We start from the raw sequence: 23,960 nt of genomic DNA, 5'->3' as shown, positions 1-23,960 counted from the left end.
AATGAATAAAATATCTAATTGGAGCCAGTATCTTCCAGGCCTTATGATTGCAGCTTTTGCAGCAGGACTATCTATGGTATTAGGAAAAGCAGTGCCTATCCTTGGCTCTAGTCTCTTTGCTATCTTGTGTGGTATCCTGTTGAATGCCAGCCAATTCTTGCCTCAAACGAGTAGATCAGGTCTATCCTATTCAGGGAAAAAACTCTTGCAATATTCGATTATCTTAATGGGCTTTACCTTGTCCTTTCAAAAGGTGACCAAATTGGGCCTGTCTTCTTTGGTCATTAGTCTACCGACCATCAGTATTGCCTTTCTCTCTGCTTTTGCAGTGGGCTACCTCTTAAAAGCTCCAAAGATCTTAACGGCCTTGGTTGGAATGGGGACAGCAATTTGTGGAGGCTCTGCGATCGCGGCGGCTTCCCCTGTTCTAGAAGCTGATGAAAACGACATCGCTCTGTCCATGTCGACCATCTTTTTCTTCAACATCTTAGCAGTCTTCCTTTTTCCTTTCTTTGGTCACCTTCTTGCGATGACAAATCAGCAATTTGGTTTTTGGGCAGGAACGGCCATTAATGATACTTCATCTGTTGTAGCGGCGGCATTTTCCTATAGTAAAGAAGCTGGTGAAATTGCGACTGTTGTCAAGCTAACACGGGCCTTAATGATTATTCCAATCTGTTTTGGGATGCTGGGGCTAAAGCTTCTAGGACGGACAAAACAGGATCGAGAAGGGAAGCAAGTGAAACTAAGTAAAATCGTTCCTTGGTTTATTTTCTACTTCCTTTTGGCCTCTTTAGTAACCTCCTTTGGCTGGTTTCCAAGCTCATGGATCCCCTTCTGTAAATGGTTATCGCAATTTTTGATGGCCATGGCCTTGGTTGGCATTGGAAGTCAAGTGTCTATTCAAGCCTTTCGCAAGCAGGGGGTAGCTCCTCTTCTTATTGGCCTTGTTGCCTGGGTAGCTGTATCCATTTCTAGTCTGCTACTTCAATACTTTTTAGGAATCTAAATGAAAGGGAGATGAAATGAAGAGACGTCAGTCTTTCAAACTTAGAGGAGATTTCTCCTTGATCACCACTGTTTTGTTCTTATTGGCATTTGGAGTGGTGGCAGTCTACATTGCAGTTTCAAATGATTATCCTGACCTGGTTTGGCCTATTTTAGGGCAACAGGTTGCCTGGATTATTTTGGGCTGTATGATTAGTTTTGTAGTCATGCTTTTTAATACAGAATTTTTATGGAAAGTGACGCCTTATTTGTATGTCTTTGGTTTGGTCTTAATGGTTTTGCCCCTTTATTTTTACAACCCAAACTTGGTTGCTTCGACTGGTTCTAAAAACTGGGTAGCCTACAAGGGGATTAGCCTCTTTCAACCATCAGAATTTATGAAAATTTCTTATATCTTGATGGTCTCTCGTTCGATTGTTCATTTTTTACGAAACAATAGGGACGAAGATCGGACGCTTAAAAAAGACTTTTTTCTAATTGTACAAATTGCGGCCTACACCATACCAGTTCTTGGACTCTTGGCCTTTCAACATGATTTTGGAACTTCCTTGGTATTTATGGCGATTTTCTCAGGAGTCGTCCTCATTTCAGGGGTCTCCTGGAAAATCATTTTACCAGTCTTTTTAACCCTCGTAGGTGGGATCGCTCTCTTTTTGGCCGTCTTTCTATCAAACGGTGGGCGAGCCTTTCTCCATCAAACTCTGGGGATGCCTACCTATCAGATGAATCGTATTTTAGCCTGGTTGAATCCTTTTGACTATGCTCAAACTATGACTTTTCAACAGGCTCAAGGCCAGCTAGCGATTGCGAGCGGAGGTCTTTTGGGGCAAGGCTTTAATGTATCCAACCTGTTGATCCCTGTCCGGGAGAGTGATATGATTTTTACGGTCATTGCGGAAGATTTTGGATTTGTAGGAGGTTTGGTTCTTCTCCTCTTATACATGTTTTTAGTCTATAAAATGTTGCGGATTACTCTGAAATCCAATAATCAGTTTTATACTTATATCTCGACTGGGTTTATTATGATGTTAGTCTTCCACATATTTGAAAATATTGGGGCTGTAACAGGAATATTGCCTCTAACTGGAATTCCCTTGCCTTTTATCTCACAAGGGGGATCAGCTATTGTTAGTAACCTCATTGGGATTGGCTTATTGTTATCTATGAGCCATCAAAATCGGGTAAGTGAAGAACGAAAAAAAGAAAGTCGACTATTGAGGCAAAAACAACTCAGTCGACTACACGAGAAAGGAATCATTTGATATGGCAAAAGTAGCAGTTATGTTAGCAAGTGGGTTTGAGGAAATAGAAGCCTTGACCGTTGTCGATGTCTTGAGAAGAGCAGAAATCGAGTGTCAGATGGTTGGATTTGATCAAGAAGTGACAGGTTCTCATGGCATCACAGTGAAGGTAGATGAGGTCTGGTCCGGTTCATTGGATCATTTTGATGGCATTGTCCTTCCAGGAGGGATGCCTGGTGCGGCGAATCTACGCGACCATGAAGGCTTGATTCAGTCTTTAAAAGAAGCCCATGAACAAGGAAAAAGTCTTGCGGCTATTTGTGCAGCTCCGATTGTGTTGGATCGGGCAGGCCTGCTAGATAAAAAACACTACACCTGCTATGATGGCTTTGAAAAAGAAATTGGAACAGGACACTATGTGAAAGAAGCGGTGGTTCAGGATGGTCACATCTTGACCAGTCGGGGCCCTGCAACGGCACTTGCTTTTTCTTATGCACTGGTCAACCATTTTGGTGGAGATGCAGCAAAATTAAGAGAAGGCATGCTCTATCAAGATGTTTTTGGAACGTTGGCACCTTAGATGGTGAGAAGAAAAATGAAGGTAGAAATTTCCTGCCTTCATTTTTTATCGTCTGGATTTCTTAAAATATAAATGCTTTTTGAATGAAAGTAAAATAGGAGGGAGAAGACTGTAAAAAAACCGTGAAAACATTGACTTTACAAGCAATTTTTCGAAAATTATGGTATAATTGAAGCTATGGATTATCATGATTTTATATGGGATCTTGGTGGGACTTTATTGGACAATTATGAGACCTCTACAAAAGCTTTTGTAGCGACCTTACAGTATTTCCAAAGGGAGGCTGATCATGATTCTGTTTATGCAGCTTTAAAGGTTTCAACGGATTATGCTGTTCAGCAATTTGCCTCAGACTTTCCAGACTTTTTGGGAGAGTATAAAAAGCGAGAGAAGAAAGCTCTTGAAATCCCCTGCTTATTCGAGGGGACTGAGGAGTTATTGGATCGTCTGACAGCAGACGGAGCCCGTCATTTTTTGGTTTCTCACCGTGACCATCATGTAGAGACCATCCTAGAAAAAACAGGGATTCGTCATTACTTTACAGAAGTAGTGACAGCTGATGACGGTTTTCCACGTAAACCAGATCCTACTTCCATGTTGTATTTAAAAGACAAGTATGCAATTGAGTCAGGCTTGGTGATTGGAGATCGCCCGATCGATATTGAAGCTGGCCAGAGAGCTGGCATGGCGACCTATTTGTTTGACTCAATGGATCAATTAAGTGCCTATATTTTTAATTAGAAAAGGGAAAGAATGACAGAAGAATTGAAACAAGAAACGACTGGCCAAGAATATGATGCCAGTCAGATCCAGGTTTTAGAAGGTTTAGAAGCAGTTCGGATGCGTCCGGGGATGTATATCGGATCCACTTCTAAAGAAGGTCTTCACCATTTGGTCTGGGAAATCGTCGATAACTCTATCGATGAGGCCCTTGCTGGCTTTGCTAGCCATATCGAAGTCTTTATCGAAGCTGATAATTCGATTACAGTCATCGATGATGGACGGGGAATTCCGGTTGATATTCAAGAAAAAACAGGCCGTCCGGCAGTAGAAACTGTCTTTACCGTTCTCCATGCAGGAGGAAAATTTGGCGGTGGTGGTTACAAGGTTTCTGGAGGACTACATGGAGTTGGGTCATCCGTCGTAAATGCCTTGTCGACTCAGCTAGATGTACACGTCCATAAGAATGGCCAAATTCATTACCAAGAATACAAACGCGGTCAAGTCGTTGCAGATCTTGAAGTGATCGGTGAAACAGATCGAACTGGTACTACAGTCCACTTTACTCCAGACCCAGAAATTTTCACAGAAACAACTGAATTTGATTTTGAGAAATTGAACAAACGGATTCAAGAGTTGGCTTTCTTGAACCGTGGTTTACGGATCTCGATTACAGACAAGCGTGAAGGCCAGGAGCAAACGAAAGATTACCACTATGAAGGTGGGATTGCTAGTTATGTAGAATACATCAACGAAAACAAGGATGTCATCTTCGAAACTCCGATTTATACTGATGGCGAAATGGATGATATCACGGTTGAAGTGGCTATGCAGTATACGACTGGTTATCACGAAACCGTCATGAGCTTTGCCAATAACATCCATACCCATGAAGGTGGAACTCATGAGCAAGGTTTCCGTACAGCCTTAACCCGTGTTATCAACGACTATGCTCGTAAGAATAAACTTCTCAAGGACAATGAAGAGAATCTCACAGGGGAAGATGTTCGGGAAGGATTGACAGCCGTCATTTCTGTTAAACACCCAAATCCACAGTTTGAAGGACAAACCAAGACCAAACTTGGAAACTCTGAAGTGGTGAAGATTACCAACCGTTTGTTCAGCGATGCTTTCTCTGATTTCTTGTTGGAAAATCCGCAGATTGCTAAGAAAATTGTTGAAAAGGGAATTCTGGCTGCCAAAGCGCGTGTTGCTGCTAAGCGAGCCCGAGAAGTCACCCGCAAGAAATCTGGTTTAGAAATCTCAAACCTCCCTGGTAAATTAGCAGACTGTTCATCTAACAATCCAGCTGAGACAGAACTCTTCATCGTCGAAGGAGATTCTGCCGGAGGATCTGCTAAATCAGGTCGGAACCGGGAGTTCCAGGCAATTCTCCCTATTCGTGGGAAAATCCTCAACGTGGAAAAGGCTAGCATGGACAAGATTTTGGCCAACGAAGAAATTCGTAGTCTTTTCACAGCTATGGGAACCGGTTTTGGTGCAGAATTTGATGTATCAAAAGCCCGTTATCAAAAATTAGTCATCATGACGGATGCCGATGTCGATGGAGCTCATATTCGAACCCTCCTCCTAACCTTGATCTATCGCTATATGAAACCCGTTTTGGAGGCTGGCTATGTTTATATCGCCCAACCACCAATTTATGGTGTAAAAGTCGGTAGTGAGATCAAAGAATACATTCAACCAGGAGTCAACCAAGAAGCAGAATTGGCTGCGGCTTTAGAACGCTATTCTGAAGGTCGCTCCAAACCAACGATTCAACGATACAAAGGTTTGGGTGAGATGGATGATCATCAGCTCTGGGAAACAACTATGAACCCAGAACACCGCCTCATGGCTCGTGTAACAGTGGATGATGCAGCAGAAGCAGATAAAATCTTTGATATGCTCATGGGAGATCGAGTAGAACCTCGCCGTGAATTTATCGAAGAAAATGCCGAATATAGTACACTTGATGTATAAAATTCTGCGATATTTGCCAATTATTCGAATATTTATGATATAATAACTACGATTACTTTCAAGTAATTTAATGAAGGAGTTTTTATATGTCTCGTGGACTAATTATTCTCATTATTGTCATTGGGGTCCTTTTGGTTTTAGGATATGTAGTGGCAGTCTTATTGAGAAAGCGTAACGAAGCCTTACTAGCAGCACTGGAAGAACGAAAAGAAGAGTTGTATAACCTTCCGGTAAATGATGAAGTAGAGGCTGTGAAGAATATGCATTTGATTGGTCAAAGTCAAGTTGCATTTCGTGAATGGAATCAAAAATGGGTGGACCTATCCCTCAATTCTTTTGCTGATATTGAGAACAACCTCTTTGAAGCAGAAGGCTACAACAATTCTTTCCGCTTTTTAAAAGCCAAGCAAGCAATTGGAAATATTGAGAGTCAGGTTCAATTAATTGATGAAGATATCAAGGCCATCCGTCAAGCTTTATCTGAATTAAAAGAAAAAGAAGAAATGAATAGCGGTCGAGTTGTTCATGCCTTGGATATGTTTGAAAACTTGCAAAAACAAGTGGCTTCTGATCCAGATGCGTATGGCCCAGCGCTTCCCGAAATTGAGAAGCAATCTGAAAATATTCAAGTTGAGTTTTCAAAATTTGTAACCTTGAATTCATCAGGTGACCCTGTTGAAGCTGCTGAAATTCTTGACACAGCAGAAAACCATATTGTAGCCTTGACTCACATTGTTGAAAAAGTTCCTGCAATTGTGAAGGATCTACAAACAACTCTTCCTGACCAATTGGAAGATTTGGAATCTGGTTATCGCAAACTATTGGAATCTGGTTATCATTTTACAGAGACCGACTTGGAAGCACGTTTCCAACAACTGCATGCGGCATTGAAAGCCAATCTTGCCAATGTTGCTGCTCTTGAATTAGATAATGCACTCTATGAGAATGAGCAGATTCAAGAAGAAATCAACGCCTTGTATGATATTTTCACTCGTGAAATCGAATCACACAAAGTGGTTGAAAAATTGGTCAAAGCATTACCAGGTTACCTTGCCCATGCTAAGGAAAATAACAAGAGTTTAGCAGAAGAAGTTGAACGTCTCAGCAAAATATTTGAAAGCAAAGTACTCAAGGAAAATCACTTGAAGGAGTTAGAAGCTGAATTAACAGCTCAAGAGCTTGTTGTAGAGGATGCCTTGAATGATACATCTGAAACTCAAAAAGCTTACTCTATTCTTCAAGAAGAGTTAGAAGCGATTGAAGAACGTCTGAAGGAAATTGAAGATGATCAGATTGCACTGAGCGAAACCTTGTCTAAGATTGAGAAAGACGATACGAATGCTCGTCAAAAGGTAAATATCTACGCTAACCGTTTACATGCTATTAAGCGCTACATGGATAAGCGTAACTTACCTGGAATTCCTCAATCCTTCCTTACTATCTTCTTCACTGCAAGTGATAACACAGAAGCTCTTTTGGCTGAGTTAGAAGGTCGTCGTGTCAATATTGAAAACGTCAATCGTCTCCTGGATATTTTGACCAACGATATGACAGAGTTAGAAGAAGAAACTTATAAACTGGTACAATACGCTACTCTAACAGAGCAGTTGCTTCAATACTCAAATCGTTATCGTTCGTTCGATGATCATGTCCAAGCAGCTTTTGATGAAGCTTTGTACATTTTTGAAAAAGAGTATGACTATCCTGCTTCCTTCAAAGTCATTTCAGAAGCATTGGAAACAGTAGAACCAGGAGTAACAGAGAGATTTGTTAGCTCATATGAAAAAACAAGAGAATCCATCCGATTCTAATCCAAAACATCCAGGAGAATATTCCTGGATGTTTTTTTATGGAGATAAGATGTGATGGGAAATACCAACATAGAAAGAGATAAAGGAGGTGACTCCATGAAAATTTTAATTGCTCCAGATTCATTCAAAGAGTGCCTACCCGCGAAAGAAGTAGCGGAAATGATTGCGGAAGGCTTGCGACAGTCTATTATCGATGTAGAACCGATTACTTGTCCTATTGGAGATGGAGGGGAAGGGACAGTGGATGCCATCCGATACTCGTTAGACTTGATGGAAACCTTTGCCCTTGTTACAGGTCCATTTGGAAAGCCGGTAGAAATGCGGTATGTGGAGAAGGAAACACTGGCTCTCTTTGAAGTAGCCGACTTGATTGGCTTAGGAAAAATTCCAGTTGATCAACGTCATCCACTTGACATAGAGACCCGAGGAATTGGAGAACTGATCTGTTATTTGATCAATAAAGGAAAAAAGGATATTTATATCGGGGTTGGAGGAACAGCCACCAATGATGGTGGGCTTGGTCTTGCAGTAGGTCTAGGCTATCAATTGTATGATAGAGAAGGAAAGCAATTGAAGGCCTGTGGACAAAGTCTTTTAAAGTGTGATTCCATCCGTAAAGAGAAAGCGATAAAGATTCCAGAGGATGTCCAGATACATATCTTAGCAGACGTGTCGAACCCTCTATGTGGACTAGATGGAGCAACCTATATTTTTGGAAAACAAAAGGGGCTTAGCCCCACTATGTTTGATAAAGTGGATCAAGCTATTTACAGCTTTTATGAAAAGAACTGTCCTAGTGTGTTGACCCAAGCAGGGATGGGAGCTGGTGGTGGCCTTGCGGCAGGTCTCTGTGCCTTCGCGCATGCAAGGATTGTTTCAGGAATTGAAACTTGTTTAGAGCTAATCGACTTTGACTCCAAGGTAGCAAATGCAGACTTGGTCATTGTCGGTGAGGGGCGACTGGACCATCAAAGTCTATCAGGAAAAGCTCCGATAGGAGTTGCGAGACGAACCCCAAAGGGAATCCCTGTCATAGCTATTTGTGGAAGTCTTGCAGATGATTTACCAAGTCTCCCATTTGAAAATATAGTCGGAGCTTTTTCCATAACGAAACACCCTGATAGTTTAGACCAACTTCTGAAGAACGCAAGGGAAAATCTTCTCTTTACAGCTAGAAATATTGGAAATCTATTAAGCATAGAAAAAAGCGGTTAAACCGCTTTTTTCTATGTAATCTTTTGCTATTGATATAAATGCCTAGGGGACAGTCATGATCAACCAAACCATTTCTTCCAAAGAGAAGGTTTGCTCGGTTTCTTTTCTTCCTCCCAGAGATCTGCAAAAGCAGAGCGAAGGTCCTTGTCAGTAGTGGTCACTGGTGCATCTGTATGTATCACGAGCCCAAAAGGAGAGGAGTCATGCTCTTCCGAAACAATGGTAGCCTGGCAACCGAACTCTTTTGCTTGTTTTAGATAGCTCAATTGGACGCTAGAATCAACATTTGGGGAGATTTTTACAAAGAGAGGGTCAGCTTGCTCACTGAAGCTTTTAAGCACCTTCAAAAAGCCCTTTTGAAGCTGAGGACTGTTGCTTGTTCTTAAATCAGCATACCCTAGGACGCGCTCTTCAAAAGTACCTAGAAAGCGACGTTGTTCATCAGGATTTAATTTTAAGCCACCGTGGGCCTTTTCCATAATTTCTTTAGATAGATCAGTCATAAGAATAGTATATCATACTTTAACTACAAAATGACAAACGAATGGAGCTGGATTTCAAGATAAAGAAAGCGATTTCTTGCTAAAGTTAAGGAAAATCTGCACAAAGATAACGTTTTTTCTTGAAAAACGCGTATTTTTAAGGTATCATAGAGGTGTAAAAAATTTAAACTCAAAGGAGAGTAAGAAATGTCAATTATTACTGATGTTTACGCTCGCGAAGTCCTAGACTCACGCGGTAACCCAACACTTGAAGTAGAAGTTTATACTGAATCAGGTGCTTTCGGACGTGGTATGGTTCCATCTGGAGCTTCTACTGGTGAACACGAAGCGGTTGAACTTCGCGACGGTGACAAATCTCGTTACGGTGGTCTTGGAACTCAAAAAGCTGTTGACAATGTAAACAACATCATTGCTGAAGCAATCATCGGTTACGATGTTCGTGATCAACAAGCTATTGACCGTGCAATGATCGCTCTTGACGGTACTCCTAACAAAGGTAAATTGGGTGCGAACGCAATCCTTGGTGTGTCTATCGCTGTAGCTCGTGCTGCTGCTGACTACCTTGAAATCCCACTTTACAGCTACCTTGGTGGATTCAACACTAAAGTTCTTCCAACTCCAATGATGAACATCATCAACGGTGGTTCTCACTCAGATGCTCCAATCGCTTTCCAAGAATTCATGATCGTACCTGCTGGTGCGCCTACATTCAAAGAAGCTCTTCGTTGGGGTGCTGAAATCTTCCACGCTCTTAAGAAAATCCTTAAATCTCGTGGTCTTGAAACAGCCGTAGGTGACGAAGGTGGATTCGCTCCTCGTTTCGAAGGAACTGAAGACGGTGTTGAAACAATCCTTGCTGCGATCGAAGCTGCTGGATATGTACCAGGTAAAGACGTATTCATCGGATTTGACTGTGCATCATCAGAATTCTACGATAAAGAACGTAAAGTCTACGACTACACTAAATTCGAAGGTGAAGGCGCTGCTGTACGTACTGCTGCAGAACAAATCGACTACCTTGAAGAATTGGTTAACAAATACCCAATCATCACTATCGAAGATGGTATGGATGAAAATGACTGGGACGGATGGAAAGCTCTTACTGAACGTCTTGGTGGAAAAGTTCAATTGGTTGGTGACGACTTCTTCGTAACAAACACTTCATACCTTGAAAAGGGTATCGCAGAAGGAGCAGCTAACTCAATCCTTATCAAAGTTAACCAAATCGGTACTCTTACTGAAACATTCGATGCTATCGAAATGGCTAAAGAAGCTGGTTACACTGCCGTTGTATCACACCGTTCAGGCGAAACTGAAGATTCAACAATCGCTGACATCGCAGTTGCAACAAACGCAGGACAAATCAAGACTGGTTCACTTTCACGTACAGACCGTATCGCTAAATACAATCAATTGCTTCGTATCGAAGATCAACTTGGTGAAGTAGCTGAATACCGTGGATTGAAATCATTCTACAACTTGAAAAAATAAGCTAGTTTACTAGACTAAAAAGATCCTTGAGTTTTCTCAAGGATTTTTTTTGCTATCGAGCTAAACAAAAAATCCTCAACCAAGTAGTTGAGAATTTTAGGGATTAGAATAAGCCTTTGATTTTATCAACAGCACCGCTCACTAGATCGTTTCCAGCAACAAGAGCTTTTGCTTGTTCTAAGTAGTCACCAAGGTTATCCTTGTTGTCATCGATAAATTTTTTAGCAGCATCGAAATCTTTCTTTTCGATCATTTCTTTGACTTGGTTAAATAAATCCATTGGGTTCATGAGTTTTCTCCTATAACCTATTTATTATTATCACTATTTAATCACTTTTTAACCAAACTAGCAAGCGTTTTGATTGTTAGTTGAAGAGGACACAAACCGCCTCTGGTACGTGGAAATCATGGCTTAATTCAGTCAATCTACCACTCGTTTTATCGCGTTTAAAAACAGTGGCATTGTCTGAATCTTGATGAACTGCAATGAGATATTCTTGGTCCGGACTAAGAATGAAATCACGTGGATTGAGTCCATTGGTTGGAACGATTTCCAGAAGCACTAAGCTACCATCTGCCAAGATTTCATAAACTGCAATGGAGTTATGGGCACGATTTGAGGCATAGAGGAATTTCCCATCCTCTGAGAGGCGAATAGCAGCGGCCCATTTTTGACCTTCATACTCTTTAGGTAGGGTTGAGATGGTTTGGAAATGTTCAAAGTAGCCAAGTCCGTCATAGAAAAGGACATCGATGGTAGCGTTTAATTCGTTAATGAGGTAGGCGGTCTTGTAATGAGAGTGGAAAATGATATGACGTGGACCAGCACCTGGAGCTGTTTGATAGGTTTGAGTCTTCGTTAGTTTACCAAGATCATCGACTTGATAGACCACTACTTGATCGGTACCCAAATCACAAGTGATGAGTAGCTTATCGGGAGTGAGATCTGCATAATGTACATGGGGACTCGCTTGGTTTTCGTGAGGTCCAGAACCCTGATGAGTCGCTTGGTCGACAAAGGTTAAATGACCATCTTCATGGATGCGATATGAGAGGACTTGTCCCTTGTGGTAGTTAGCTCCATAGACCAAGCCACGCGCCTCATCAACAGAGACATAACAGAGGGGCGCCCCTTCCTCGACCACATGATTGATTAACTGGTGATCAGGACTAAAGCTTGCAATGCCGCCAAGACCTTGCTCCGCACCCACACTGTATAAGAAACCAGCTTTTGAAAAAGCGAGATAGGTTGGGTTTGGCTCTTGAGCAACTAGTTCTAAGTCGCTAAGTTGACCAGTTCTTTCATCGAAGGAAGCCTTATAAATTCCTTTAGAGTCTCGTTTGGTATAGGTTCCGAAATAAATATCTTGCATCACATGCACCTCGACTTTGTTGATAGCTCCATTATATCAGAAAAGAAGGGGATGGAAAACGATTAGGTGAAGGATTGACAAGCTAAGCATTAAAAAAAAGCTCACATTTCAGCTATATCGTGAAATTATGGACTAAAAATGCTAAAATAAAGACAGATTGAAAACGAAGGAGATTCCCGTGGAACATAAAGAAAAAGATTTTAGTTTATCCTGGTTTTTTAAATGGTTTGTAGATAATAAAGCCATTACTGTTTTTCTAGTAACCTTACTGATGGGATTGAATATTTTAGTTCTCAGCAAGATTAGTTTTATTTTTACACCCCTGTTAGAGTTTGGAGCAGCAGTCATGCTACCAGTCATTATTTCAGGGCTCCTCTATTATTTGTTAAATCCAATCGTGGACTTTTTGGAAAGGCACCGAGTCAAACGGATCATTGCAATTTCCATCGTCTTTATTTTGATCGCGCTTCTCATTTTATGGGGCTTGGCTGTCGCTATTCCAGCTATTCAACATCAAGTTCTTAGTTTTATGAAGAACCTGCCAGATTACTTGGAAAAGGCCAATAGGACCATCGATGATGTCTTAGACAACAAAGTGTCGCCAGAAATCAAGCCTCAGCTGGATGAATGGACCAGCCAATTGTCGCAGAATATTACCAGTTGGGCGAGTTCTTTTTCCGCCCGAGCAGTCAACTGGGTCAGCAATCTGATTACTGTCGCCTCTCAGGTCATTATCGCTTTGATTATTATGCCTTTTATCGTCTTCTATCTTTTGAGAGATGGAAAGAACTTAAAAGGGCAAATCATCCGTTTCTTGCCAACCAAGATTCGTAAATCTGCAGACAAAGTACTGTCTGATGTCAATACACAATTGGCTAATTATGTCAGAGGTCAGATTACTGTTGCTATCATCGTAGCTTTAATGTTTATTCTTCTGCTTAAGATCATTGGGCTTCGTTACGCTGTGACACTCGGTGTAACCGCTGGTTTTTTGAACTTGATACCATACTTGGGCAGCTTCTTGGCCATGCTCCCAGCCTTAGTCTTGGGGTTGGTGGCAGGACCAGAGATGTTTGTCAAAGTCGTCATTGTCTTTATTGTTGAGCAAACAATCGAGGGACGTTTCGTTTCCCCACTTGTCTTGGGGAGTCAGCTCAATATCCACCCAATCACGATTCTGTTTGTATTGATTACTTCTGGCTCTATGTTTGGAATCTGGGGAGTCTTCTTAGGAATCCCGGTTTATGCTTCGGCTAAAGTAGTCATCAGTGCTCTATTTGAATGGTATAAAGAGGTCAGTGGTTTGTACGAAAAGGACGAAGTTGAGGAAATTCAAAGTGAAGAATAGTCAAAAAATTCTAGAAGCAATTGAGAAACAAGAGCTAGATCGTCTGCCAGCTTATTTGGATAAGGCTTTGCTAGAAGATGATCCAGCTACCTTGTTAGAATTGGGACAATATTTTGAAAGTATTGGTTTTTACCCAGAAGCCAAGCAAACCTACTTGCATCTGAGAGATGATTATCCAGAGGTCTATCTGAGTCTAGCCACTATCGTAGCGGAAGATGGACTAATGGAAGAAGCCTTTGCTTATTTGGAAGAAATCCCGGAAAGTTCGGAATGGTATCTAGCCAGTCTCTTAGTCAAGGCAGACCTCTACCAAAGTGAGGGCTTGGCAGATGTGGCTCGAGAAAAACTGATGGAAGCAGCGACTCTTTCAGATGACCCTATTATTCAACTAGGCTTGGCAGAGATTGATTTAGAACTTGAAAATTACCAAGAAGCCATTCAAGAGTATGCTCAGTTAGACAACCGTCTCATTTTAGAAGAAACGGGCATTTCCACATACCAGCGGATTGGCTATGCTTATGCGAATCTGGGTCGGTTTGAGTCTGCTATTGAGTTTTTAGAAAAGGCCTTGGAAATTGAGTTTGATGACCAGATTGCCTATGAATTGGCAACCCTTCTCTCTGACCGAGAAGAGTATCAACGTTCTCTGATCTACTTCAAGCAGATTGATACACTGTCGCCAGACTTTGAAGGGTATGAATACGGCTATGCCTTGGCTCTTCAAGCTGAAAATGACCGAGAAACAGCGTTAGCAATAGCAGAGCAAGGGATCCAAAAGAATCCTTTTGACGCTTATCTCCTCCTTCTAGCCTCCCAATTGGCCTACGAGTTGCACCAGCCAGAAAAAGCAGAGAAGTATTTGTTAGAAGCCAAAGAAGTTGCTGAGGATCTTGAAGATATCGCCCTTCGCCTAACAACTCTTTATTTGGAACAGGAACGTTATGAAGACGTCCTTGAATGGCAAGAAGTGGAAGTGGAAAATGTCGTCACCCGTTGGAATATCGCTCGTGCCTTGGTAGCACTCGAAGAGGTTGAAAAAGCGGCTCCGATCTATGAAGAGCTCTACCCAGATTTGAAAGAAAATCCAGAGTACTTAGAAAGCTATAGTTACCTCTTGAGAGAGTTGGGACAAATCGCAAAAGCCCGGGAAGTGGCAGAAGGCTATTTGCAGCTAGTCCCAGATGATGGGCAAATGCAAGCTTTCTATGAGAGTCTGTTAGAAGATTAACTACTTGACCCTTGAAGGGCGGGAATCAGAACAAGTGTGCATCCTTGTTCTGGCCCGCTCTTTTTTAATCAGTCTTTCTGTCATTGTCCTTAAGAATGTGGTATACTGGAAGGGCTGAAAAGAAGACAAGATGAATGAGGGAGAAGATAATGGAACCGGTGAAATTGTTTCAATACAATACCTTGGGGGCTTTGATGGCTGGTCTCTATGGAGGATCCTTTACCATTAAAGAATTACTAGAGCATGGAGATCTTGGAATTGGGACCCTGGACTCCATTGATGGCGAACTGATTGTCTTAGATGGCAAGGCCTACCAAGCTAAGGGATCAGGGGAGGAGCCAGAGATTGTGGAAGTGGCCCCGGATGCGACAGTCCCTTATGCGGCCATCGTTCCCCATCAGGCCGAAGTGATTTTTCGTCAGCGCTTTGAAATGACGGATGAGGAATTAGAGGCTCGCATTGAATCTTATTATGATGGCGAAAATTTGTTTCGTTCCATCAAGATTCACGGTGATTTTGCCAAGATGCATGTGCGTATGATTCCCAAATCAACTTCAGACACCAAATTTGCAGATGTGGCGACCCATCAGCCTGAATTTACGCGAGAAAATGTTACAGGAACTATTGTTGGTTTTTGGACACCAGAGATTTTCCATGGGGTCAGTGTAGCAGGCTATCACCTTCACTTTATCTCAGATGACCATACCTTCGGAGGTCATGTCATGGATTTTGTTATCAAAGAAGGGATTGTTGAAGTTGGGGCCATTGATCAATTGGATCAACGTTTCCCTGTCCAGGATCGCCAATATCTCTTTGCTAAGTTTAATGTTGATCAGGTCAAAGAGGATATCAATAAAGCAGAATAAAAGGTTGAGCGTCTCTCAACCTTTTAAAATGTAGACAAAGTTATTTTACATATAAGAACCTTAGTATGCTTAAAAAATGAGGTATACTTTGAGGTTCATTCAAACATACACTGAAACTTTTTATCATCAATATGAGAAAAGCTGGGACAAAAGTCCCAGCCTCTTTTTTATTATTCATTTATACGCATGGATTTAATTTTTTCTTCTTCAGGAGTGACCCGTAGTGTTTTCTGACCAGTATAGGTTACAAATCCAGGTTTTCCTCCGGTCGGTTTGTTGAGTTTCTTGGTTTCAATCATGTCGACTTGGACCAGATTAGAGAGGCGTCCCTTAGAGAAATAAGCTGCTAGCTCAGCTGCATCTGTCTTGACCTCATCTGAAGGATTGAGGTTACCAGTAATAACCACGTGACTACCTGGAATATCCTTGGCGTGGAACCAGAGTTCATCTTTCTTAGCCATCTTAAAGGTCAATTCTTCGTTTTGAAGATTGTTTCGGCCGACCAAGATAATGGTTTTTCCGTCAGAAGCTAAATACTTCTCTGGTTTTTTGCGTTTGTGGATCTTTTCTCGGTTGCGTCGTTTGATGAAGCCTGTTTGGATCAGCTCTTCTCGAATCTCGGCGACTTCAGAAAGGCTTGCTTGGGCCAGAGCGGTTTCGACTGTTTCCAGGTAGGAGATGGTTTCCTTGGTTTCCTGGATGAGAGAGGTCAAATGTTTAACAGCTTCTTTTAACTTCTGGTAACGCTTGAAGTAGCGTTGCGCATTTTGACTGGGGGTCAAAGCCTTATCCAAAGCAATGGTGATAGGTTGATTGGTATAGTAGTTGTCCAAGGTGACCTGATCTTGATCATTTGGGACTTGATGGAGGAAGGTGGTGAGAAGCTCCCCTTTTTGTCGGAAGTCTTCGGCATTTTCTGTCGCTGCTAGTTCAGCTTCCTGTTTGGCCAACTTTTTCCGGTTTTTTTCTAGTTCATTGTCCACCTTGCGAATGAGTTCTCCAGCTTGTTGTTGGACCCGGTCGCGCTCGGCCTTGTCTAAGTAATAGTGGTCGAGGAGATCCGATAAGGTCTCAAAGGTTTCCTCCTGGCTATCAGCAAAAGCGAGAGCAGCAAAGGATTTTTTCGTTAGACGAGGATCTGTTGGAGCTTCAAAGAATGCTCGGAAGGTTTTTAGTTTTTCTCCAGTTTCTAATCGACTGGCCAATTCTTGAGCAGTATCTCGACCAAGACCCTGGAAATGAGTTTGAAGGTTTTTAGGTGTCAACTCTTCCCGGTGGAGAAAGGCGAATAATGCTTCGTCCTTGATTGTAAAAGGGTTGACCGCATCGGTTTTTGGAGGAGCTAGATAGGTCGAGCCTGGCAAAATGGTCCGGTAGCTATTTTGAGAGAAGCCAACATGTTTGATTGCTTCGATAATTTTTCCTGTCGCCTTGTCCAGAAGAATGATATTGCTGTGCTTGCCCATGATTTCAATAATCAAAGTCACAGAGATATCATCTCCAATTTCATTTTTATTAGAGACGGCGATTTCTAAAATGCGGTCATTCTCCACTTGCTGGATCTGCTCAATGACTGCTCCTTGGAGATACTTGCGCATGACCATGATAAAGGTATTGGGGAAGGCAGGATTCTCGAAGTTGGTCTGGGTCCGTTGGATCCGTCCAAAAACAGAGTGAGAAGAAAGCAAGAGTTTTTGATTCTTGCGGTTGCTACGAATTTGTAAAACCAACTCTTGTTCAAAGGGTTGGTTAATTTTTTGGATGCGACCATTTAAGAGTTCGCTTTGTAATTCATTCACCATATGGTGTAAAAAAAATCCATCAAAAGACATGGGTTTCCTCAACATTCTAGACTAGTTCTAGTAAATTATATCAAAAAAGTGCCTGAAAACCTAGGAAGAAGAAGGGTAAACATCTGGTAAAAACAAACTCACTAGGAAAAAATTTTCAGGAAATGCCGAACGTTTTCAAAAAAAACATAAAAAAGTATTGACAAGGCTTACAGAAACATTTACAATGGATTCAATTAGAAAAGTAGTAAATGAAAATTTATTAGAGAGCTCACGGTTGGTGAAAGTGGGTAGTGGACATTTATGAAATTGGACTAATGATGAGATGAATTTGAAACAATAAAAATTCGGTCGGCACACCTTATCGTGCAACTTGTTGCTAGACAAGACAGAGATGTGGGAGGAGTTTATCCATTTTCCCATAAGTGAGGTGGCACCGCGATGACACGTCCTCACATAGCTTTCGCTATGTGTGGGCGTGTTTTTTGTTTCAAAAAGAAGGGAGAAAACAAGATGAAGAAACGATGGCGACTCAGTTTTTAACAAAGATGAAAAAAAACGAAAAAATAAATGATAGAGGTAAAAAATATGAAAAACAAACGTGTATTGGGAATGATTGGTGCTTTACTAGCTGTTATTTTGGTAGCTGTTGTTTACCCAATGTTGACAAATAAAAATGATGCGAATAAAACAGATGGAACCAAAAAGGTAAAAGTTGGTGTCTTACAGTTAGTCAGCCACCCATCGCTAGACGAAATCTACAAGGGGATTCAAGATGGCTTGGCTGAAGAAGGCTACGACAAGGACAAGATTGAGATCGAATTCCTCAATGCGGAAGGAGACCAAAACAAGGTTGCAACCATGAGTAAGCAATTGGTCCAAAACAACAATGACGTCTTGATCGGAATCGCAACCCCATCTGCTCAAGGTTTGGCTAGTGCGACTAAGGACAAACCAATCGTCATGGGTGCTATCACAGACCCAGTCGGCGCAAACTTGGTCAAAGATTTGAAAAAACCTGGTGGCAATATCACAGGAGTATCTGACCACAACCCAACGGAACAACAGTTGAAGTTAATCAAAGAGTTGACTCCAAACGTGAAAACAATCGGGGTTCTTTACTCAACCAGTGAAGATAATTCTAAAACTCAAGTAGAAGAATTTACAAAATTGGCTGAAAAAGCAGGCTACAAAGTAGTTCCTTATTCAGTCCCTTCTACAAATGAAATTGCTTCAACGGTTTCTGTCATGACTGGTAAAGTGGATGCTATCTGGGTTCCAATCGATAACACCATTGCATCAGCCTTCTCAACGGTAGTTGAAGCAAACAAAACAGCTAAAAAACCAATCTTCCCAAGTGCGACAGCCATGGTCGAAGCAGGTGGTTTAGGATCTGTGGTCGTAGACCAGCATGATCTTGGCGTGGCAACTGGTAAAATGGCTGCGAAGATCTTGAAAGGTCAAAAACCAGCTGACACACCAGTTGAAATCTTCACAGATGGTAAGTCTGTCATTAACAAAAAAGTGGCAGAAGAATTAGGCATTACCATTCCAGAATCTGTCTTGAAAGAAGCTGGACAAGTCATCGAATAAAAACCAAACGAATAACAAGAATGGCAAGTGAAGAAAAACAGGCTTCACTTGTCATTTTTTGTAAAATCTGCTAAACTAGAATGTAACTGAATAGAAATCTGCAAGACTAGTACCTCAAGGGAAGTGCAACAGGGAGAAGAGCCGTGACTGAAAGCTCTTTGCATGAAAGCTGAGTGAATTCACTTGCGCAAGGATTTAGAAATTAAGGTCTGAGTTTCAGATAAAAAACGGATGGTACCGCGTGTCAACGCTCCGAATATGGGTGTGGCACGTGGTTTTTTCTATGTCTGAGTGAGGACCATGATGGAGGAAATATGTCAACGATTGAAGAACAACTAAAAGCGCTTCGAGAAGAAACGCTGGCAGCCTTGAAGCAGATCTCTGCTGAAAATAAAAAAGAGATGCAAGAGCTACGCGTCTCTGTCCTTGGGAAGAAAGGCTCTCTGACCGAGATCCTCAAAGGGATGAAAGATGTCTCGGCTGAGATGCGTCCGGTCATCGGGAAACACGTCAATGAAGCCCGTGATGTCTTGACTGCTGCCTTTGAAGAAACAGCTAAGCTCTTGGAAGAAAAGAAAGTCCAAGCCAAATTGGCTAGTGAAAGTATCGATGTGACCCTTCCTGGACGTCCAGTTGCAAGTGGTCACCGTCATGTCTTGACCCAAACCAGTGAAGAAATCGAAGATATCTTTATCGGGATGGGCTACCAAGTCGTAGATGGCTTTGAAGTCGAAAAAGACTACTACAACTTTGAACGCATGAACTTGCCAAAGGATCACCCCGCACGGGATATGCAAGACACCTTCTACATCACAGAAGAAATCTTGCTTCGGACCCATACTTCGCCAGTTCAAGCGCGTGCCATGGATGCGCATGACTTTGGCAAGGGGCCTTTGAAGATGATCTCGCCAGGGCGTGTTTTCCGTCGGGATACAGATGATGCGACCCACAGTCACCAGTTCCATCAGATCGAAGGCTTGGTTGTTGGGAAGAACATTTCTATGGCAGACCTTCAAGGAACGCTTCAGTTGATCGTGCAGAAGATGTTTGGTGCAGAACGTCAAATCCGTCTGCGTCCTTCTTACTTCCCATTTACAGAGCCATCCGTTGAGGTAGATGTCTCTTGCTTCAAATGTGGTGGAGCGGGATGTAATGTATGTAAGAAGACAGGTTGGATCGAAATCATGGGGGCCGGTATGGTTCACCCACGCGTGCTCGAGATGAGTGGTATTGATTCAACAGTCTATTCAGGATTCGCCTTTGGACTTGGTCAGGAGCGTGTCGCCATGCTTCGTTATGGAATCAATGATATCCGTGGCTTCTATCAAGGAGATGTTCGCTTCTCAGAACAGTTTAAATAATCATGTTAGTTAGAGTAAAAATCGATCAATTGCAGACCTTACGTGACCTAGAGGTGGAAACCTATCGGGAGACCTTTGGTCCCTATATTGTTGAGGAAGATTTAGAAGAGTACTTCTCTACGGTGCTCTCTTTGGAGCAAATCGAGAAAGATCTGTTAGATCCAGAATCCGAAACCTATTTTGTCCTCAATGAAGAACACGAAATCTGTGGTTTTCTCAAGATCAACTGGGGGCAAGCGCAGACGGAGCCAGTAGAGATGGACAAGTCCTTTGAGATCCAACGGATCTATGTCAAAAAGGAATATCATGGGGCTGGTTTCGGCAAGGAAATGTTTACCTTTGCGCTGGATCAAGCGAAAAGCCGTGGCTTTGAATGGGCTTGGCTAGGTGTCTGGGAACGCAACTTTAAGGCGCAAGATTTTTACTACAGATTTGGATTTGAACGATTTAGTGAACACCAGTATATTACCGGAGATACCGTGGATATAGATTGGTTGTTGAGAAAGAAATTGACCTAGAATGGACAAGAATCTTCTATTCTAGAGAAGGGGAGGTTACTAGACCTTCCTAAGCCAGCCTCGAGCTGGAAAACACAAAATGAAAGGATCTAAACGAGGGCCAAAAGAAATCTAGGAAAGTCATCAAGATTTCAGCATAGCCCTTGGTATCTTACATATGTTAGTTAGTTATAAATGGTTAAAAGAATTGGTGGACATTGATGTGCCATCACAAGAGTTGGCTGAAAAAATGTCAACTACAGGGATCGAGGTAGAAGGTGTGGAATCACCAGCTGCTGGTCTCTCAAAAATTGTCGTCGGAGAAGTCTTGTCTTGTGAAGATGTGCCAGAAACTCATCTTCATGTCTGCCAAGTCAATGTGGGTGAAGAAGAAGCCCGTCAAATCGTCTGTGGAGCACCAAATGTGCGCGCAGGTATCAAGGTCATGGTGGCTCTTCCGGGTGCCCGCATCGCGGATAACTACAAGATCAAAAAAGGGAAAATCCGTGGCTTAGAGTCATTAGGGATGATCTGTTCACTTGGTGAATTGGGTATTTCTGACTCAGTTGTACCGAAGGAATTCGCAGATGGCATCCAAATCTTGCCGGATGATGCAGTACCAGGTGAGGAAGTATTCTCTTACCTAGACTTGGATGATGAAATCATCGAACTTTCCATCACTCCAAACCGTGCAGACGCCCTTTCAATGCGTGGAGTGGCGCACGAAGTGGCAGCCATCTATGACAAGGCAGTCACCTTCAAAGAATTTACTTTAACAGAAACAGACCAAGCTGCAGCAGATGCTCTTTCAGTCAGCATTGACACAGACAAGGCACCTTACTATGCAGCCCGTATCTTGGACAATGTGACTATTGCACCAAGTCCACAATGGTTGCAAAACCTCCTCATGAACGAAGGTATCCGTCCGATTAACAATGTCGTCGACGTGACCAACTATATCCTGCTTTACTTTGGTCAGCCCATGCATGCCTTTGACTTGGATACCTTTGAAGGGACCGACATTCGTGTGCGTGAAGCGCGTGCTGGTGAAAAATTGGTGACCTTGGATGGGGAAGAACGTGAGTTGGAAGCAAGTGACCTCGTGATTACGGTTGCTGACAAACCAGTAGCCCTTGCAGGTGTCATGGGTGGTCAGGCTACAGAAATCTCTGAAAACTCTAGTCGTGTTGTCCTTGAAGCTGCTGTCTTCAATGGCAAATCAATCCGTAAAACCAGCGGTCGCCTCAACCTTCGTTCGGAATCATCTTCTCGCTTTGAAAAAGGCATCAACGTGGCAACTGTTAATGAAGCCCTTGATGCGGCAGCAAGCATGATTGCTGAATTGACTGGTGCGACTGTTCGTAAAGGTATCGTTTCAGCAGGCCAGTTGGATACTTCGGATGTAGAGGTTTCTTCCACCCTTGCAGACGTTAACCGTGTCCTCGGTACAGAACTTTCCTATGCAGACGTAGAAGATGTCTTCCGTCGTCTTGGATTTGGTCTTTCTGGAAATGCAGATAGCTTCACAGTTAGCGTACCACGTCGCCGTTGGGATATCACCATCGAAGCGGACCTCTTTGAAGAAATCGCCCGTATCTATGGTTATGACCGCTTGCCAACTAGTCTACCAAAAGACGATGGGACAGCCGGTGAATTGACTGTTACTCAAAAATTGCGTCGTAAAGTTCGCACCATTGCAGAAGGAGCAGGACTGACTGAAATCATCACCTATGCTTTGACAACACCTGAAAAAGCGATTGAATTTACGACTACACCAAGCAACTTAACTGAGCTCATGTGGCCAATGACTGTGGATCGTTCAGTCCTTCGTCAAAATATGGTTTCAGGTATTTTGGATACCGTTGCTTACAACGTGGCTCGTAAGAACAAAGACTTGGCTCTTTACGAAATCGGAAAAGTTTTCGAGCAAACTGGAAATCCAAAAGAAGAATTGCCAAACGAAATCAACAGTTTTGCCTTTGCTTTGACAGGTTTAGTCGCTGAAAAAGACTTCCAAACGGCAGCTGTTCCAGTTGATTTCTTCTATGCTAAAGGAATTTTGGAAGCCCTCTTTGCTCGCTTGGGTCTTGAGGTGACTTATACAGCAACGCAAGAGATCAAGAGTCTTCACCCAGGACGGACAGCCTTGATTTCACTCGGTGACCAAGTCCTTGGTTTCCTCGGTCAAGTGCATCCTGTAACGGCTAAGGCTTATGATATTCCAGAGACGTATGTAGCAGAGCTTAACCTTTCAGCTATCGAAGCAGCCCTTCAACCAGCCGCTCCATTTGTGGAAATTACCAAGTTCCCAGCGGTGAGCCGTGATATCGCTCTTCTCCTCAAAGCAGAAGTGACCCACCAAGAGGTGGTCGATGCCATCCAAGCTGCGGGCGTGAAACGCTTGACAGACATCAAGCTCTTTGACGTCTTCTCAGGCGAAAAACTGGGTGTCGGAATGAAGTCTATGGCTTATAGCTTGACCTTCCAAAATCCAGAAGATAGCTTGACAGACGAAGAAGTCGCACGCTACATGGAAAAAATCCAAGCTTCCCTTGAAGAAAAAGTAGACGCAGAAGTGCGGTAAATCGTAAAAATTTGAAACAGTTGAGAATTACTCAACTGTTTTTTTCTTGCAGAACTTGCATGTTTGAGGGCTTAAAACCCTATAAAAATAAAGAAATTCCTTTAAGTACTCAAAATATCCATGTCAATCATCCTTCTATTTTTGACAAATATTTTTATTTTTTTGACAAATATACTTGTCAAAAAGAAAAAGAAGTGTTACAATAATTTTAGTTGAAAGAAGGGTAGGTTTTCTTATGGGAGCCATGTGGATTCTTTTTATCCCTTTTTTGGTTATATTTTATGCAAGCTCAGAAAAGAAGATAAAAAGGTTGAACAAACGCATCAGACGATTGGAAAAACAATTAAAAGGAAATCAAGATATGTCTAGACTTTTAGAAGAATTAAAAGGCCAAACGGTCACTGTTACAGTAAATGGTTTTGGAACCGAATATGAAATTATCGATATCGATGAAGATTGGGTCAAATTAAGCCGTGAAAATAAGAAAAAAGAAAAGGAAACCAAGTTAGTCCGTATCGAAGATATTCAAGGTATTCAACTATAGGAGGCGGATGCCATGATTTTAAAAAATCGACTGAAAGAGCTGAGGGCGCGTGATGGGCTCAACCAATCCGAGCTAGCTAAGCTAGCAGGAGTCTCACGCCAGTCCATCAGTCTCTTGGAGCGGGGAGAATACACCCCCTCGGTTATTATTGCCATCACCATCGCCCAAATTTTCAAGGAACCGGTGGAGAATGTCTTTAGTCTAGTAGAGGGAGAGGAATAACA

The 23,960-nt window shown here is 42.3% G+C and carries 21 protein-coding genes; 17 read left to right on the top strand and 4 right to left on the bottom strand.

Annotated features, from left to right (window positions below; genetic code table 11):
• The first annotated feature begins 1 nt into the window (after window position 1).
• The 7 genes from DW738_RS04610 to DW738_RS04580 all read left to right on the top strand — a co-directional run bounded on the left by DW738_RS04610 (window position 2) and on the right by DW738_RS04580 (window position 8,558).
• Window positions 2-1,009, top strand: coding sequence for a YeiH family protein (locus DW738_RS04610; RefSeq protein WP_123160461.1), 1,008 nt, complete (start codon window positions 2-4; stop codon window positions 1,007-1,009).
• A gap of 16 nt (window positions 1,010-1,025) precedes the next feature.
• Window positions 1,026-2,270 (top strand): FtsW/RodA/SpoVE family cell cycle protein, encoded by a 1,245-nt coding sequence (locus DW738_RS04605; protein WP_123160460.1) that lies wholly within the window; start codon window positions 1,026-1,028, stop codon window positions 2,268-2,270.
• 1 nt (window position 2,271) lies between these two features.
• A complete protein-coding gene (locus tag DW738_RS04600; RefSeq protein WP_123160459.1) occupies window positions 2,272-2,829 on the top strand; it encodes a DJ-1 family glyoxalase III in 558 nt (185 codons plus the stop codon).
• Window positions 2,830-3,006: 177 nt separating this feature from the next.
• Entirely contained in the window at window positions 3,007-3,570 is a 564-nt protein-coding gene (locus DW738_RS04595) for an HAD-IA family hydrolase (RefSeq protein WP_120701770.1), read from the top strand.
• A gap of 12 nt (window positions 3,571-3,582) precedes the next feature.
• Window positions 3,583-5,532: a DNA topoisomerase (ATP-hydrolyzing) subunit B gene (gene gyrB, locus DW738_RS04590; protein ID WP_023023814.1), complete on the top strand. Its 1,950-nt coding sequence runs from the start codon at window positions 3,583-3,585 to the stop codon at window positions 5,530-5,532.
• An 86-nt stretch (window positions 5,533-5,618) separates the two neighbouring features.
• Window positions 5,619-7,343, top strand: coding sequence for a septation ring formation regulator EzrA (gene ezrA / locus DW738_RS04585; protein WP_023027062.1), 1,725 nt, complete (start codon window positions 5,619-5,621; stop codon window positions 7,341-7,343).
• Between the two features lie 96 nt (window positions 7,344-7,439).
• Window positions 7,440-8,558 carry a glycerate kinase gene (locus DW738_RS04580; RefSeq protein ID WP_123160458.1) on the top strand — a complete coding sequence of 373 codons (1,119 nt, stop codon included), beginning with the start codon at window positions 7,440-7,442 and terminating at the stop codon, window positions 8,556-8,558.
• A gap of 59 nt (window positions 8,559-8,617) precedes the next feature.
• Here DW738_RS04580 and DW738_RS04575 read toward each other — a convergent pair whose 3' ends face one another.
• Window positions 8,618-9,061, bottom strand: coding sequence for a DUF1694 domain-containing protein (locus tag DW738_RS04575; protein ID WP_023027060.1), 444 nt, complete (start codon window positions 9,059-9,061; stop codon window positions 8,618-8,620).
• Between the two features lie 186 nt (window positions 9,062-9,247).
• Here DW738_RS04575 and eno point away from each other — a divergent pair, with 186 nt between their 5' ends.
• A complete protein-coding gene (gene eno, locus DW738_RS04570) occupies window positions 9,248-10,552 on the top strand; it encodes a surface-displayed alpha-enolase (protein ID WP_000022824.1) in 1,305 nt (434 codons plus the stop codon).
• Between the two features lie 103 nt (window positions 10,553-10,655).
• On the opposite strand, the gene DW738_RS04565 is transcribed toward eno, so the two are convergent.
• Both DW738_RS04565 and DW738_RS04560 read right to left on the bottom strand, forming a co-directional pair.
• On the bottom strand, window positions 10,656-10,841 hold the full coding sequence (locus DW738_RS04565; RefSeq protein ID WP_023023803.1) for a hypothetical protein: 186 nt from the start codon (window positions 10,839-10,841) through the stop codon (window positions 10,656-10,658).
• A gap of 76 nt (window positions 10,842-10,917) precedes the next feature.
• Window positions 10,918-11,928, bottom strand: coding sequence for a lactonase family protein (locus tag DW738_RS04560; RefSeq protein WP_042361161.1), 1,011 nt, complete (start codon window positions 11,926-11,928; stop codon window positions 10,918-10,920).
• A 175-nt stretch (window positions 11,929-12,103) separates the two neighbouring features.
• On the opposite strand from DW738_RS04560, the gene DW738_RS04555 reads away from it, so the two are divergent.
• From DW738_RS04555 to budA, 3 genes are all read left to right on the top strand, one after another.
• Window positions 12,104-13,273, top strand: a complete 1,170-nt coding sequence (locus DW738_RS04555; RefSeq protein ID WP_048691022.1) for an AI-2E family transporter — start codon at window positions 12,104-12,106, stop codon at window positions 13,271-13,273.
• A complete protein-coding gene (locus DW738_RS04550) occupies window positions 13,263-14,501 on the top strand; it encodes a tetratricopeptide repeat protein (protein WP_023027056.1) in 1,239 nt (412 codons plus the stop codon). Before DW738_RS04555 ends, DW738_RS04550 begins: the two co-directional genes overlap by 11 nt.
• Window positions 14,502-14,635: 134 nt before the next feature.
• Window positions 14,636-15,367, top strand: coding sequence for an acetolactate decarboxylase (gene budA / locus DW738_RS04545; protein WP_023027055.1), 732 nt, complete (start codon window positions 14,636-14,638; stop codon window positions 15,365-15,367).
• Window positions 15,368-15,537: 170 nt separating this feature from the next.
• Here budA and DW738_RS04540 read toward each other — a convergent pair whose 3' ends face one another.
• Window positions 15,538-17,199 (bottom strand): NFACT RNA binding domain-containing protein, encoded by a 1,662-nt coding sequence (locus DW738_RS04540; protein ID WP_123160457.1) that lies wholly within the window; start codon window positions 17,197-17,199, stop codon window positions 15,538-15,540.
• Between the two features lie 546 nt (window positions 17,200-17,745).
• On the opposite strand from DW738_RS04540, the gene trpX reads away from it, so the two are divergent.
• From trpX to DW738_RS04505, 6 genes are all read left to right on the top strand, one after another.
• Entirely contained in the window at window positions 17,746-18,750 is a 1,005-nt protein-coding gene (trpX, locus tag DW738_RS04535; protein WP_042361425.1) for a tryptophan ABC transporter substrate-binding protein, read from the top strand.
• A 314-nt stretch (window positions 18,751-19,064) separates the two neighbouring features.
• Window positions 19,065-20,111: a phenylalanine--tRNA ligase subunit alpha gene (pheS, locus tag DW738_RS04530; RefSeq protein ID WP_123160456.1), complete on the top strand. Its 1,047-nt coding sequence runs from the start codon at window positions 19,065-19,067 to the stop codon at window positions 20,109-20,111.
• 2 nt (window positions 20,112-20,113) lie between these two features.
• Complete coding sequence (locus DW738_RS04525; protein ID WP_123160455.1) at window positions 20,114-20,629, top strand: GNAT family N-acetyltransferase; 516 nt, start codon at window positions 20,114-20,116, stop codon at window positions 20,627-20,629.
• A gap of 157 nt (window positions 20,630-20,786) precedes the next feature.
• The gene (gene pheT / locus DW738_RS04520) at window positions 20,787-23,192 is read left to right on the top strand and encodes a phenylalanine--tRNA ligase subunit beta (protein ID WP_123160454.1); all 2,406 of its coding nucleotides are present in this window, start codon (window positions 20,787-20,789) and stop codon (window positions 23,190-23,192) included.
• A gap of 235 nt (window positions 23,193-23,427) precedes the next feature.
• Window positions 23,428-23,736, top strand: a complete 309-nt coding sequence (locus DW738_RS04510) for a hypothetical protein (RefSeq protein ID WP_120701778.1) — start codon at window positions 23,428-23,430, stop codon at window positions 23,734-23,736.
• Window positions 23,737-23,748: 12 nt separating this feature from the next.
• A complete protein-coding gene (locus tag DW738_RS04505; RefSeq protein ID WP_003002675.1) occupies window positions 23,749-23,958 on the top strand; it encodes a helix-turn-helix transcriptional regulator in 210 nt (69 codons plus the stop codon).
• Window positions 23,959-23,960 lie beyond the last annotated feature (2 nt).

The organism is Streptococcus sp. AM28-20, assembly GCF_003603595.1.
In the GTDB taxonomy this organism is placed as follows: Bacteria; Bacillota; Bacilli; order Lactobacillales; family Streptococcaceae; genus Streptococcus; species Streptococcus ilei.
The sequence above is the reverse complement of the archived record's forward strand: the minus strand, read 5'-3'. Positions and strand labels throughout refer to the sequence as shown.

What these genes read in the sequence shown, in the direction of transcription:
- DW738_RS04610 (WP_123160461.1), top strand. Translation starts at nt 2, where the DNA reads ATGAATAAAATATCTAATTGGAGCCAGTATCTTCCAGGCCTTATGATT.
- DW738_RS04605 (WP_123160460.1), top strand. Translation starts at nt 1,026, where the DNA reads ATGAAGAGACGTCAGTCTTTCAAACTTAGAGGAGATTTCTCCTTGATC.
- DW738_RS04600 (WP_123160459.1), top strand. Translation starts at nt 2,272, where the DNA reads ATGGCAAAAGTAGCAGTTATGTTAGCAAGTGGGTTTGAGGAAATAGAA.
- DW738_RS04595 (WP_120701770.1), top strand. Translation starts at nt 3,007, where the DNA reads ATGGATTATCATGATTTTATATGGGATCTTGGTGGGACTTTATTGGAC.
- gyrB (WP_023023814.1), top strand. Translation starts at nt 3,583, where the DNA reads ATGACAGAAGAATTGAAACAAGAAACGACTGGCCAAGAATATGATGCC.
- ezrA (WP_023027062.1), top strand. Translation starts at nt 5,619, where the DNA reads ATGTCTCGTGGACTAATTATTCTCATTATTGTCATTGGGGTCCTTTTG.
- DW738_RS04580 (WP_123160458.1), top strand. Translation starts at nt 7,440, where the DNA reads ATGAAAATTTTAATTGCTCCAGATTCATTCAAAGAGTGCCTACCCGCG.
- DW738_RS04575 (WP_023027060.1), bottom strand. Translation starts at nt 9,061, where the DNA reads ATGACTGATCTATCTAAAGAAATTATGGAAAAGGCCCACGGTGGCTTA.
- eno (WP_000022824.1), top strand. Translation starts at nt 9,248, where the DNA reads ATGTCAATTATTACTGATGTTTACGCTCGCGAAGTCCTAGACTCACGC.
- DW738_RS04565 (WP_023023803.1), bottom strand. Translation starts at nt 10,841, where the DNA reads ATGAACCCAATGGATTTATTTAACCAAGTCAAAGAAATGATCGAAAAG.
- budA (WP_023027055.1), top strand. Translation starts at nt 14,636, where the DNA reads ATGAGGGAGAAGATAATGGAACCGGTGAAATTGTTTCAATACAATACC.
- DW738_RS04540 (WP_123160457.1), bottom strand. Translation starts at nt 17,199, where the DNA reads ATGTCTTTTGATGGATTTTTTTTACACCATATGGTGAATGAATTACAA.
- trpX (WP_042361425.1), top strand. Translation starts at nt 17,746, where the DNA reads ATGAAAAACAAACGTGTATTGGGAATGATTGGTGCTTTACTAGCTGTT.
- pheS (WP_123160456.1), top strand. Translation starts at nt 19,065, where the DNA reads ATGTCAACGATTGAAGAACAACTAAAAGCGCTTCGAGAAGAAACGCTG.
- DW738_RS04525 (WP_123160455.1), top strand. Translation starts at nt 20,114, where the DNA reads ATGTTAGTTAGAGTAAAAATCGATCAATTGCAGACCTTACGTGACCTA.
- pheT (WP_123160454.1), top strand. Translation starts at nt 20,787, where the DNA reads ATGTTAGTTAGTTATAAATGGTTAAAAGAATTGGTGGACATTGATGTG.
- DW738_RS04510 (WP_120701778.1), top strand. Translation starts at nt 23,428, where the DNA reads ATGGGAGCCATGTGGATTCTTTTTATCCCTTTTTTGGTTATATTTTAT.
- DW738_RS04505 (WP_003002675.1), top strand. Translation starts at nt 23,749, where the DNA reads ATGATTTTAAAAAATCGACTGAAAGAGCTGAGGGCGCGTGATGGGCTC.